Below are 12,909 nucleotides of genomic sequence, written 5' to 3' on the forward strand. Positions count from 1 at the left end.
GCAACTGATGTCATATGTTGTGGGTCCAGGTTTGTGGCCCGTGATCAGGCCGCAGGAATTGCGTCCTTCTTGGACGCCGCTTCTACGCTTTCTCGCATGTAGTCCGCGACGATGGTTTGGGAGACCGGGATGTCGAGGACGAAGACTCCGTTTGCTCCGGCAGCTACCCATTCCCGTAGGAAGTCGAGGTCGGCCAGTGATTGGGCTTTGATGCCTTGGGCGCCCAGCGCGCGGCCTACGGCTGCGAAGTCGACTTCGTCGATGAGCATTGCGGTCTTGTCTAGCCCTTTTACGGCGTATTGATGAAGTTCTGCGCCGTAGGCGGCGTCATTGAAAACTACAACGACACCGCTCTTGACTGTTCGGATCATGGTCTCGAGGTCGGGCAAGGCCATGAGTCCTCCGCCATCACCGCTGATGAGAACGGTGGTGTGTTCCGGGCGAGCTGCGGCTGCACCTACTGCGAAAGGGAACCCGAGCCCGATGACTTGGTAGGCGGTGCCGCTTAGTATGAGTGATCGTGCGTCGGGCACCGAGGCGTACATCGGCATCCATCCGAGGAAGTGGCCGCCGTCCTGAACGATGGTCCGTTTGGCCGGGAGTATGTTGTCGAGTGCCTGAGCGAACGGACGTGGGTCCAGCCGTCCGTCATCTGCAGTTTCGTTGAATGATGGTTCGTCGAAGATTTCCCGTGCCGCAACTCTTGGTTCGTTGAGTCGCCAGGACGAGCTGGTGCGGGGAGGAACAGCCCGTAGGGCATGGAGCAGTTTGTTGGCGAAATCCTGGGCGTCGGCTTGGACGTACTCTGTCACGCTGGCGTGTGTTTGGGCTGCCTGCGTGTCTACTTGCACAATGGATTGGGCTGAGGAGAACAGTGTTCCGTAGCGCATTTGGAAGGTGTTGAGACTGACGCCCACGGCTAGGACGACATCGGCCTGGCGGAGCAGGTCATGGGCCCCAGCCCTGGCGAACCCGCCCGCGATACCCAGGTCCCAAGGGGAGTCGAAGAGGTTCCGTGCCATGACTGAGGTGGCAAACAGTGCGCCCAAGTCATCTCCTATATCCCGCAAATTTTCTGCTGCGCCTGCTTCCAGCGCACCGCGCCCACCCAAGATCAGGGGGCGTTCGGCCTGCCGGAGAAGACTGGCGATGCGTGCAACGTCTTCAGCGCTGGCCTGCGGCAGGACGTAATGAGGCAATGGGGTCACGGGTGTTGCTGGCTCTGCGGCGGCTGCTGCGATGTCGTAGGGGATGGCCAGGATGACGGGGGAAGAGGTGCGGTATGCAAGTTCGAATGCCTGATGAGTCATTGCTGCAGCGTTGCTGGCTGTGATGGTCAGTGTTTGAACGCCAAGACCTTCCGCGACCATTTCTTGGTCGATGTCGATTGGGCGGCGAACTGCGGGCGCATCTCCAACTATGAGGACCAGAGGGATACGGGCCATCCTCGCCTCGGTGAGCGCGGTAAGCGTGTTCGTGAAACCAGCTCCGTAGGTGGTTGTGGCAACGGTGGCTCTTCCAGATGCCCGGTAATAGGCGTCCGCCATCGCGACAGCTCCGGATTCATGGCGTGCGCTGATGAATGTTGTTCCCCGGGTGGTGAGGTTGCTGAGCAGGTGCGCGTTGCCGTTGCCCATGAGGCCGAATACCGCATCGCATCGCTCGGCGACGATGTCTGCTACGACATCGGAGACGGTTTGTTGGTTGAAAAACATGAATGTCCTTAGGGGAGTGGTGCAGGGATGCCCAGGCTGACGAGTGTTTCGTTGTTACGCCACGGCGCTGAGGGCGGATAACTCCGGATGTGGTCAGGTGTCAGATCAGCCAAGTTGGTGACGCCCAGGAGTTGCATGATGATCTTCATTTCAGCAGCGAGAATCTGTGGTGCCCGGTCTACACCCTCCTGACCGCCGGCCATCAGGGCATAGAGGTATGCCCGACCGATGAGCGTGAAGTTCGCACCTGCAGCTATGCAAGCGATGATGTCCCCGCCGGACATGATTCCCGAATCGATGATGATTTCTGCGTCCGGCCCTACTTTTTCGCGGATCGCCGGTAGTGAGAGGAAGGGCACGGGTGCCCGGTCCAATTGGCGTCCTCCATGGTTGGAGACGACGACTGCGTCGGCTCCTGCGTCGAAGGCCCGTACGGCGTCAGCGGGAGTTTGAATTCCTTTGACGATGAGCTTTCCGTTCCAGGCAGTCCTGAGCCAGGCCAAATCCTGGAAGTTCAGGGATGCATCGAACATGGCGTTTGCCTGCTCGGATACGGAACCATGGCTGCTGTCGAAGTTGGCGAAACCCAGCGGCTTTGTAGTCAGGAAATTTATCCACCATTCGGGGCGGTACGACGCGTCAAGAATCGTCTTCAGCGAGAGAGTCGGCGGCAAGGTCATCCCGTTTTTGACGTCCCGGTAACGAGCGCCTCCGACCGGGGTGTCGACGGTGACAATGAGGGCTGAGTAGCCCGCCTTCGCGGCCCTCTCGATCAGTTCGAGGGACCGGGCACGGTCTTTCCACAGATAGAGCTGGAACCAGTTGACGGCGGTAGGAGCTGCAGCTGATACATCCTCGATGGAAGTGGTTCCCATGGTCGAAAGAGCGAAAGGTATTCCCGCCGCTGCGGATGCCAGGCGACCGGCGATTTCTCCTTCGGCGGGGGCTAGCCTGGTGAGGCCCGTCGGGGCGATGCCCGCAGGCATGGAAAAATCCGTGCCCGCTATGGACCCGGAGAGGTCAACGCTGGTGACATCTCGAAGGACGTGTGGGACGAACTCAACGTGCTCGAAGGCTTCCCGGTTACGCTTCTGGGTTGACTCGCTGAACGAGCCACCGTCTACGTAATCAAAAGCTGCCTTGGGAGTTCGCCTGCGTGCGATTCTCCGGAGGTCGTTGATGGTTGTTGCGGAGTTGATGCGTGCCCGCCGGCGGTTGATGTCGATGGGTTTGAAATGCAGTAGTTCGCGGAGGCTGTCCACGCTGGGTACTTGCCGTTCCATGGCCGTCCGATCGATTAGTGGTGAAACCTGGTGCTGGCTTAGTTCCATGTAATGGGGAGGCTGGTGAGGCCACGGAAGACCCAGCCATCCCATTCAGGGTTTCTGCGAGAATCGGTGCGGAGGCCGGGGAATCGTTCGTAGGCGAGGGGAACAGCAATCTGCCCGATGGCGATTTTGGCTGCCCAGTGTCCTGCGCACAGGTGCACTCCGCTGCCGAAACCCAGATGCGCTTGTTTTGGTCGAAGGGGGTCAAAGACGTCGGCGGTTGCGCCGAACACCTTCGTATCCCGGTTTGCTGACCCGACAACTACTCCGATGCTGGCGCCAGCCGGGAGGCGTACGCCCCCCAGCGTTGTCTCCCGCGTGGTTTCACGTGGGTACATTCCGATGGGGGAAAGCCACCGTACGGCCTCGTCGAAAATTGAGGGCCAGAGTGCCGGATCGTGGGCTGCTGATTCCAGGAGGGATGTATCCCGGCTGAGGGCCCAGACAATATTGGTAATCATGTGCTGGGGCTCGTTCATGCCGCCAGCGATCGTTAGCTTGATGTTGGAAGCGACGTTCGAATGAGGAAGGCCACTGTTCGCCAAGGCCGACGTCATCGAGCCATCAGGGTTGGCCGCATAGTACGGAATGAGTTCGTCCAACAGCTCGTCCAGCTCGGACTGGGACGCATCGCAACGCCGCCAGATGTCAGGGTCATCCAGCACATTGCCGGTTCCCGCGATGAAATCGTGGGACCACCGCCGCATTTGGTCCACGTCGACGTCTTTTAGGCCCAGGAGATCGATGAGGTTTTGTGAAGCCACCGGAGCGGCGTAATCACGATTCAGGTCAGCGCTGTCGGGGCCCTCCCCTTCGAGAACCTCAAGGTATCGGCGCGCATTGCGTTCGAACACCGGCGCCCACGATTCTTTGATGTTCTTGGGGCGAAGAACAGGGTTGACCGCGGCACGGTCCGTCGCGTGTTCGGGGTCGTCCTTACGGAGCATCGGCCTGGCACCGAGAGCCCGATTCATGGTCGACCCGCCGACATCTGCCGAGAACGTCTCCTGATCCATTTCAATCTCGTGACAGAGTTCGTAGGAACTAACGAGGTATCTGTTGAGCGCAGGAACCCACGCTACGGGAGACTCTCGCCGCAGACGTTCATAAGTGGGATAGGGATCAGCCATCATCTCGGCGGGGTCCAGCCATGCCGCCTCTGGGGCGTCAGAAGAGGTGGAATCGGCGGCGACAGTGATCGCTGCTTTTTTGAGGGCGGACATAGCATCTCCGGTGTTTAGTGCCAGGCCGGATGCTGGAGCATCGTCGGCAGTGAAACCGAAGGGGCAAGTTCCTGCGGGGGTCGTCATTGAGCACTCCTGGAAGGTCTTTAGACATCAGTTTCGCACCGGAACTTCCTCGCGTAAATTGAAGATATTAGGGGTATTAGTTCAGTTTTAGGAGGGATTCTTATGGCCGGGTTCACTCTTCGGCAATTGGAACTCATGGTGGGGTTGGAAGAGCACCCAACCATGAGTTCAGCCGCTGCTGCCCTGCACATTTCGGAGTCCGGGCTCTCACACGCCATCACCGATCTGGAAAACCTCATGGGGGAGCAACTGTGTGTACGTCGTAAAGCCAGAGGTGTCCATCTAACGCCTGCCGGGGCGTACTTCGTCCGTCGGGCTCGCGTGATTCTCAACGATGCCAATGCTTTGGCGGGAGAACTGGCTGATCTCGACGGGCGGCTGAAGGGTCCTGTCTCTCTGGGTTGTTATCCGGGGCTTGCCAATACAGTGCTGCCCGCGATCCTTGAGGGATTTCCTGGTGAACACCCTGAGGTGCAACTGTCGATTTCCATGGGCAGCAGCAATGAGATGCTGTCGCGTGTCGTTTCAGGCGAGCTTGATGTAGCCGTTTTGTACGATTTGGGGCTTCCGCCGGGCTTGGTATCGCACAAGATCTACGACACGGAGGTTCTGGCGATTCTGCCTGAGCATCATCCGCTTGGCGGGAACGCCGCTATCGATCTTGCTGACTTGGCGGACGAACCCCTCATTCTGCTGGATTCAGCGCCGAGTTCCGACAACACTCTGCTCATGTTCAGCCAACGTGGGCTGAGCCCAAATGTGGCGCTGTCAGTGCCTCAGATCGAGTTGGTACGTGCTTTGGTGGGCCGCGGCCTCGGCTATAGCCTGCTGATGGCCCGTCCCAATTGGGTGCCGTACACAATTGAGGGGCGTCGAATCAATGCCGTTCCGCTGGCACCGGCTGCCGGTGCGACGTCGGTAGTAGCAGCATATTCACCCACCCCCGGGGTAAGCCGGCGGGCTCAAGCGCTGATCACGTACGCATCCGAAGTGTTCTCGTGACAGAAGGTGCCCCCGCCTGTGCCTCCGGGGGCGCCTTCTGTCACGAGAACTAGCTCGAGTATGGGTCGCTGATGCCGATGTATTGGGTGGTGGTGTACTCAGAGATGCCCTCGGCTCCGCCTTCCCTGCCGAGCCCCGATTGCTTGACCCCACCGAACGGTGCGGCCGCGTTGGAGATCACGCCTGCATTGAATCCGACCATGCCGAACTCAATCTGTTCCGCTACCCGAAGGAGTCTGTTGAAATCCTTGCTGTAGAGATATGACGCAAGCCCGTATTCCGAGCTGTTGGCAAGTTCTATTGCTTCTTCCTCTGTGGCAAATGTGGTGACGGGGGCTACCGGGCCGAAGATTTCCTGGCGCAGGATCGCAGCATTGTTTGGAACGTTCGCCAGGACGGTGGGCTGGTAGAAGAAGCCGGGTCCGTCTACCGGTGATCCTCCGATGGACGGGACTGCTCCAGCCTCGACCGCCTGGGTGACCAGTGCGTGGACATCGGCCCTCGCTCGTGCGTCGATGAGAGGACCGACATTGGTAGCAGGATCTGTGCCTCGTCCGACGGTGAGCTGGCCCATTGCTGCGGCAAACTTCCGAGTGAAGTCCTGCGCGACAGACTCGTGAACGAGGAAGCGGTTGGCGGCAGTGCAGGCCTCTCCCATGTTCCGCATTTTGGCGGCCATGGCCCCCTCGACGGCGGCATCGATGTCCGCGTCTTCAAAGACGATGAAGGGGGCATTTCCGCCTAGTTCCATTGAGCTGCGTAGCACGTTGTGCGCGGCGTCGGCCATCAGGCGCCTACCCACGGGCGTGGAGCCGGTGAATGAAATCTTCCGCAACCGGGAGTCCTTCAGCAAGGGTCCGGAAATCGCAGCAGCATTGGATGTCGATACAACATTCAGAACGCCGGAAGGTAGGCCGGCCTCCATCATGGTTTGGGCGAACAACTGCGCGGTCAGGGGAGTGAGGTTCGCCGGTTTGAGCACCATGGTGCAGCCCGCAGCCACGGCTGGGGCTACCTTGCGGGTGGCCATAGCGAGAGGAAAGTTCCATGGTGTGATCAGCAGGCACGGGCCGACCGGTTTGTGCTGGACCAGGATCTTGTTCTTGCCTTCAGGAGTGGTGAGGTAACGACCGTAGTCACGGACGGCTTCTTCCGAGAACCAGCGGAGGAACTCGGCCCCATAGGTGACTTCGCCACGGGCCTCGGCCAGCGGCTTACCCATCTCCAACGTCATCAATAGGGCGAAGTCTTCCGCCCTCGCGGTCACCAAGTCGAATGCCCGGCGCAGGATCTCGGCACGCACCCTGGGTGCTGTGCGTGCCCAATGTGCCTGAGCGGCGTCGGCCGCATCCAACGCGGCGACAGCGTCCGCGCTGGTACCAGATGCAAGCGTGGCGAGTACCTCCCCGGTAGCCGGATCGTGTACGTCAAAGGTTCCGCCATCGGATGCCTCGCGCCATTCACCGCCGATCAAGAGTCCTGTTGGAACCGCAGCGAGAAGCGCACCTTCGCGCTCCTCTCGGGAAAAGGCAGAAGGCGTGGCATCAGATACAACAGTCATGAGGTGTCCTAACAACGGAGTCAGTAACTAGTAAGAATTTCGCTGGTGGATGGTCGACGGTACTTGGCGGCCAGGCCTTCGGAGGCCCTGGCCAAAATGGCAACATCGGCCCCTACCAGCACAAAGGAGGCGCCGGCGTCGAGATACGCGCGTGCGGTGGCCTCGTTGAAGGCGTTGACACCGGCTGGCTTTCCGGCCACTTTCGCGGCTTCGAGGCAATGCTCGACGGCGGCACGCACCAACGGGTTTTCCTGCTGTCCCAGCAGGCCCATGGACGCGGCGAGGTCCGAGGGGCCGAGGAAGATGCCGTCCACGCCGTCGACAGCGAGGATGTCTTCGGCGGCGTCAACGGCGGCGGTGGATTCGATCTGAACGGTGATGCTGACGGTTTCGCCGGCTTGGGCGAGGTAGTCCGGGATTCGGTTCCAGCGTGACGCCCTTGCCAGGGCGGAACCGACGCCGCGGACCCCGTGTGGCGGATACCTCACCGCAGCAACGGCGGCGGATGCCTCAGTCGCGGAATTCACCATGGGGATCATCAGGTTCTGCACCCCGAGATCCAGGAACTGCTTAATCACGACGGTGTCGTTGACCGGGGGCCTGACCATGACCTGGACGGGGTAGCCGTGGATTGCCTGGAGTTGGGCGAGGATCGATTCGAGTCCGTTGGGACTGTGTTCGGCGTCGACCAGGATCCAGTCCAGGCCGGACCCGGCGCAGATCTCCGCGACGAGCGGGCTACCGGAGCAGACCCACATGCCGGCCAGTGGGCGTTCCGCCGAAGCGAGGGACGAGTAGAAGGTGGGGCTCAGCTGAAGTGACATGTTACGACTCCCAACGGTCCGTAGTCCGCGTGCACGGTATCGCCTTTGTAGACCCAGAGGGGCCGGGTGAAGGAGCCCGCGAGGATGATGTCACCGGCTTTCATCGAGTCCCCGTGCGCGGCGATCTTATTGGCCAGCCAGTGCACCCCGTTGGCCGGGTGGTCCAGTACTCCGGCTGCCACTCCGGTCTCTTCCACGGTCTGGTTTTTGTACAGGATGGCCGAGACCCAGCGCAGGTCCACAGCGTCGGGCTTGACCGGTCGTCCGCCGATCACCATGGCTCCCATCGCGGCGTTGTCCGAGATGGTGTCCACGATGGTCCGGCCCTCCATTTCGATCCTGGAATCGAGGATTTCGAGGGCCGGAACCACGTAATCGGTAGCGTTGAGGACATCGAAAATGGTGCAGCCAGGTCCCTTCAGCCCTGATTTCAGGACGAAGGCGAGTTCCACCTCAACCCGGGGGTGGGTGTACTTGTCCCACTCCATGGAGCAACCGGTTTCGAGGACCATGTCATCGAAGATCGCGCCGTAGTCCGGTTCGGTGATGCCTGTGGCGGCCTGCATGGCCTTGGACGTGAGGCCGATCTTCCGCCCCACCAACGTCCGCCCGGCTTCCTCGTTCCGCTGTCGCCACAGTTGCTGCACGGCGTAGGAATCCTCCACCGTCATCTCCGGGTAGCGGGCAGTCAGGCGCGGCACCGGGTTACGGTCCTGCCCCGCCTTCACAAGTTCATCAGCAATGGCTTCAATCGTCTTCGCGTCCAGCATCAACGTTCTCCTCAGTCGTGCGGGTGAGTCTTTATGAGGGTGGCCGGGCCTGCAGTTGCGATGCGGACCGGCCACCCGGTCTTAGTTAGACCTGCACTCCCAACTTGAAGCCCTCTGCGGAGTTGCCCTCGTCGGGGCGGGTGTAGGAGAAGCCGTCAGCGCCTACGGTGACGGCCATTTCGGACTTGTCTTCGCGTTCGATCACGGGTTGGGGGTTGCCGTCGAGGTCCAGGACCAGGGACGCCTCGGTGTACCAGGACGGGACCACGGGGTTGCCCCACCAGTCGCGGCGCTGGTTGTCGTGGACGTCCCAGGTGACGGTGGGGTTGTCCGGATCGCCGGTGTAGTAGTCCTGGGTGTAGATCTCTACGCGGTGGCCGTCCGGGTCCAGGATGTAGAGGTAGAAAGCGTTGGACACGCCGTGGCGTCCGGGACCCCGTTCGATGCGGTCGGAGATGCGCAGGGCACCCATTTTGTCGCAGATCTGGATGATGTTGTGCTTCTCGTGCGTGGAGAACGCGATGTGGTGCAGGCGGGGTCCGTTGCCACCGGTCAAGGCGGTATCGTGCACGGTCTGCTTGCGGTGCATCCACGCCGCGTACGTGACGCCGTCGGAGTCCTTGATGTCCTCGGAGACGCGGAAGCCGAGGTCCTCGAGGTATTTGCGGCCCCGGGGGACGTCCGGGGTGACCTGGTTGAAGTGGTCCAGGCGGACCAGTTCACCGGCGGAGTAGAGGTCGTAGCGCTGGGTGAGGCGTTCGACGTGCTCTACGTCGTAGAAGAACTCGTACGGGAAGCCCAGCGGGTCTTCCACACGGACGGAATCGCCCACGCCCTTGGTGAAGCCTTCCGTGCGGCGTTCCACCCGGCAGCCGAGTTCGCGGTAGTAGGCCTCGGCGGCGTCCACTTCGGCCGGGGACTTTACCCGGTACGCGAACGCTGCGGCTGCGGCAACCGGGCCTTTGCGGAGGACCAGGTTGTGGTGGATGAACTCCTCGAAGGAGCGCAGGTAGATGGTGTTCTCGTCTTCTTCGGTGACGTGCAGGCCCAGGAGGTCCACGTAGAACGCGCGGGATTTGGCCAGGTCCGTGACCACGAGTTCCAGGTAGGCGCAGCGGACAATGTCCGGTGCAGGGACGGTGGGGGTGGCGATGGGGCCGGTGAGGGGGTTGCTCATGATGGTCTCTCTTCGTTGAAAGGGGTCGGTGGGGAGTTGCTTTAGCCCTCGTTGGCAGCAGAAGCGTCGATGCTGCCGAACTTGGGGGTGTGCACGGACCCGAGGGTGATGTGCACGGCTTGCTGGCCGGTGTAGAAATCGATGGAACGGTAGCCGCCCTCATGGCCCAGACCGGAGGCTTTCACGCCACCGAACGGGGTACGGAGGTCGCGGACGTTGTGGCTGTTGAGCCACACCATTCCGGCTTCGACGTTCTGGGAGAAGTTGTGGGCACGGGTGAGGTTCTGGGTCCAGATGTAGGCCGCCAGGCCGTACTTGGTGTTGTTGGCCAAGGCGAGGGCTTCGTCGTCGTTCTCGAAGGGCGTGATGGCCACGACGGGACCGAAGATTTCCTCCTGGAAGATCCGCGCGTCAGGCGCGACGTCGGCAAACACCGTGGGTGCGATGTAGTTGCCTTCGGGCAGGTGCTCGGGTCGGCCGCCACCGGCCAGGAGCCGGCCTTCGGACTTGCCGAACTCCACGTAGGAAGCGACTTTTTCGTAGTGCTCCGGGTGGACCAGGGCACCCACCTGGGTCTTGGGATCGTGGGGATCGCCCACCACGATGTTCTTGGCCCGGGCAGCGTACTTTTCGCAGAATTCGTCGTAGATGGCCCGCTCAACCAGGATGCGGGAGCCGGCGGTGCAGCGTTCGCCGTTCAGGGAGAATACACCGAACAACGCGGAATCAATCGCGGCATCCAGATCTGCGTCAGCGAACACCACGCACGGGGACTTGCCGCCGAGCTCCATGGACAGACCCTTGAGGTTGGCCGCGGCGTTGCGGAAGATGGTCTGGCCCGTGGTGGTCTCGCCGGTGAAGGAAATCAGCGGCACGTCCGGGTGCTTCACCAGCGCGTCACCGGCTTCTTCGCCGAGCCCGTTGACCAGGTTGAACACGCCGGCAGGCAGGCCGGCGTCCTTGAAGATCTGCGCCCAGAGAGAGGCGGACAGCGGGGTGAACTCGGCAGGCTTCAGCACCACGGTGTTACCCGTGGCCAAGGCCGGGGCGAGCTTCCAGGACTCCAGCATGAACGGGGTGTTCCACGGAGTGATCAGGCCGGCGACGCCGATCGGCTTGCGGTTCACGTAGTTGATCTGTGAGCCCGGGACCTTCATGGCGTCGTCGAACTGGGCCACGATCAGGTCAGCGAAGAAGCGGAAGTTCTCGGCCGCACGCAGCGCCTGGCCCTTGGCCTGGGTGATCGGCAGGCCGGTATCGAAGGTCTCCAGCTCGGCGAGGCGGGCTTCCTGTGCCTCCACGGCGTCGGCGATCTTGTTGAGCACGCGTGCACGCTCCCGCGGCTTCATCTTCGGCCACGGACCGTTGACGAACGCTTCGCGGGCGGCCGCCACTGCGAGGTCGATGTCTTCCTTCTGGCCCGCTGCAGCGGTGGCGTAGTTGCCGTTGGATACCGGGTCCAGGACATCGAAGGTCTTGCCTGAGATGGAGTCGACGAACTGGCCGTTGATGAAGTGCTGGATGTGCGTGGGCAGATCCTCGGGAACGTAATGCTTGGTGGTTTCTACTGAGGTCGTCATCGTTGAAGTCCTAACTGTGGGTTGTGATTAGTCGCAAATTAGTTCTGAAGGGCTGCTTGGTGCTCGGCATACCGGGCCTGCCATTCGGCGTTCATCGGGTAGAGCCCGTCGACGCTGTTGCCTTCCTGGACCATCCGGAAAATGAAGACTTCTTCCTTTTCCTGGGCGATGCAGTCATCCACGAGTTCCTCGGCGATGGCCGGCGGGATCACCAGGATGCCGTCGGAGTCGGCCACGATGATGTCCCCGGGCTGAACCGTGGCACCGCCGCAGGCGATGGTGATGTCCGTATCCCACGGAATATGCCGCCGGCCGAGCACGGCGGGGTGCGGGTTCGCGAAGTAGGTGGGCATCTCCAGGCCGGCCACGGCCGAGTAGTCGCGGACCCCGCCGTCGGTGATGATCGCTGCAGCACCACGGACCTGGGCGCGCAGGGCGAGGATGTCCCCGACCGTGCCGGTGCCCTTCTCACCGCGGGCTTCCATGACCAGGATCTCGCCCTCGTTCACCGAGTCGATCGCGCGCTTCTGGGCGTTGAAGCCGCCGCCGTGGCCCTTGAACAGGTCCTCGCGGTTGGGAACGTAGCGCAGCGTGCGGGCCAGGCCCACCACCTTGCGGTCCGGGCGGGTGGCCTGCAAGCCATCGATGCTCACGTTGTTCAACCCACGCTTGCGCAGCTGGGAAGACAGGGTCGCGGTGGCAACCGACTCGAGCTTGGCCTTCAGCTCCGGCGTCAGCACACCCGCGGCAGGTGCCAGTCCGGCGGCTTCCCGCGAACCGTACGCCTCCTCCCGCTGCGTGTCATCAGTCTTGGGCCGGGCACCAAAGTCCGCGAACGGCGTCGTACCTTCGGTTACTTTGGTGGCCAGGCGGCCGGTGCTGAAATCACCCGCGGTGACCTCTACCTCCACAACATCTCCCGGCGCAGCGACCGAGGCGCCAGCGGGGGTGCCGGTGAGGATGATGTCGCCCGCTTCAAGGGTGAGCAGCTGCGAGAGGTCCGCGACGAGCTGGGCGAACGGGAAGAGCAGGTCCTCGGTGGTGTCGTCCTGGACGAGTTCCCCGTTGTGCCAGGTCTGGATCCGCAGGGCGGCGGGATCCACCGCATCGGCCGGAATCAAGGCCGGGCCAATCGGGGTAAAGCCGTCGCCGCCCTTGGAGCGGACGTTCGATCCCTTGTCCGCGTACCGGAGGTCGTACACACCGAGGTCATTGGAAGCGGTGACCCACTCGACATGGCTCCACGCGTCTTCCAGGTCAACGCGGCGGGTGGACTTGCCGATGATCAGGGCGATCTCACCCTCGTAGCCGAGCAATTCACAACCGGCCGGACGCTCAACCTCGCCCGGAGCATCCGCGGACCCCAACGCCAAGGAGGAGGACGGCTTCAGGAAGTATGAGGGCTGCGCCGGGGTGCGTCCGCGCTGGGCCACGCGGCTCGGGTAATTGATGTGGACGGCAATGACCTTGCGGGCGCGGGACAGCCTGTCCTGGCTGACTTCCTGGGTCCGGAACTCCGGTGTCATGGCGCCTCCTCCTGAATTTGATATGAAATCGTATACGAAAATAGAACGAAAAAATAGCGCCCACTGGGCCAGCGTCGCACCAGTGCCAGCCTCGCCGATATTTTGGGCGAGGCTGG

General features: G+C 61.9%; 10 protein-coding genes. 1 reads left to right on the forward strand and 9 read right to left on the reverse strand.

Going from position 1 to position 12,909, the window contains the following annotated elements; all coding sequences use genetic code 11:
• Nucleotides 1–44: 44 nt before the first annotated feature.
• Genes M1D89_RS00870 through M1D89_RS00880 form a run of 3 tightly spaced genes read right to left on the reverse strand, consistent with a single transcriptional unit; the run spans nucleotide 45 to nucleotide 4,353 of the window.
• The gene (locus M1D89_RS00870; protein WP_498643900.1) at nucleotides 45–1,715 is read right to left on the reverse strand and encodes a thiamine pyrophosphate-binding protein; all 1,671 of its coding nucleotides are present in this window, start codon (nucleotides 1,713–1,715) and stop codon (nucleotides 45–47) included.
• 8 nt (nucleotides 1,716–1,723) lie between these two features.
• Nucleotides 1,724–2,998 carry an alpha-hydroxy acid oxidase gene (locus tag M1D89_RS00875; protein WP_498643902.1) on the reverse strand — a complete coding sequence of 425 codons (1,275 nt, stop codon included), beginning with the start codon at nucleotides 2,996–2,998 and terminating at the stop codon, nucleotides 1,724–1,726.
• A 38-nt stretch (nucleotides 2,999–3,036) separates the two neighbouring features.
• Entirely contained in the window at nucleotides 3,037–4,353 is a 1,317-nt protein-coding gene (locus M1D89_RS00880) for a cytochrome P450 (RefSeq protein WP_498643904.1), read from the reverse strand.
• 102 nt (nucleotides 4,354–4,455) lie between these two features.
• Between M1D89_RS00880 and M1D89_RS00885 the strand changes: the two genes are divergently transcribed.
• Nucleotides 4,456–5,355 carry a LysR family transcriptional regulator gene (locus M1D89_RS00885; protein ID WP_498643906.1) on the forward strand — a complete coding sequence of 300 codons (900 nt, stop codon included), beginning with the start codon at nucleotides 4,456–4,458 and terminating at the stop codon, nucleotides 5,353–5,355.
• Nucleotides 5,356–5,404: 49 nt separating this feature from the next.
• Here the strand turns inward: M1D89_RS00885 and M1D89_RS00890 are convergent, their stop codons facing one another.
• The 6 genes from M1D89_RS00890 to M1D89_RS00915 form a co-directional block, all read right to left on the reverse strand.
• A complete protein-coding gene (locus M1D89_RS00890) occupies nucleotides 5,405–6,916 on the reverse strand; it encodes an NAD-dependent succinate-semialdehyde dehydrogenase (protein WP_498643908.1) in 1,512 nt (503 codons plus the stop codon).
• Nucleotides 6,917–6,936: 20 nt separating this feature from the next.
• Nucleotides 6,937–7,740: an HpcH/HpaI aldolase family protein gene (locus tag M1D89_RS00895; RefSeq protein WP_498643910.1), complete on the reverse strand. Its 804-nt coding sequence runs from the start codon at nucleotides 7,738–7,740 to the stop codon at nucleotides 6,937–6,939.
• A complete protein-coding gene (hpaH, locus tag M1D89_RS00900) occupies nucleotides 7,725–8,510 on the reverse strand; it encodes a 2-oxo-hept-4-ene-1,7-dioate hydratase (RefSeq protein WP_498643912.1) in 786 nt (261 codons plus the stop codon). Before hpaH ends, M1D89_RS00895 begins: the two co-directional genes overlap by 16 nt.
• 85 nt (nucleotides 8,511–8,595) lie before the next feature.
• Nucleotides 8,596–9,687, reverse strand: coding sequence for a 3,4-dihydroxyphenylacetate 2,3-dioxygenase (gene hpaD / locus M1D89_RS00905; protein WP_498643914.1), 1,092 nt, complete (start codon nucleotides 9,685–9,687; stop codon nucleotides 8,596–8,598).
• Nucleotides 9,688–9,728: 41 nt separating this feature from the next.
• Nucleotides 9,729–11,267: a 5-carboxymethyl-2-hydroxymuconate semialdehyde dehydrogenase gene (hpaE, locus tag M1D89_RS00910; protein WP_498643916.1), complete on the reverse strand. Its 1,539-nt coding sequence runs from the start codon at nucleotides 11,265–11,267 to the stop codon at nucleotides 9,729–9,731.
• A 38-nt stretch (nucleotides 11,268–11,305) separates the two neighbouring features.
• Entirely contained in the window at nucleotides 11,306–12,793 is a 1,488-nt protein-coding gene (locus tag M1D89_RS00915; protein ID WP_498643918.1) for a fumarylacetoacetate hydrolase family protein, read from the reverse strand.
• Nucleotides 12,794–12,909 lie beyond the last annotated feature (116 nt).

This window comes from Arthrobacter sp. D3-18, assembly GCF_054408525.1.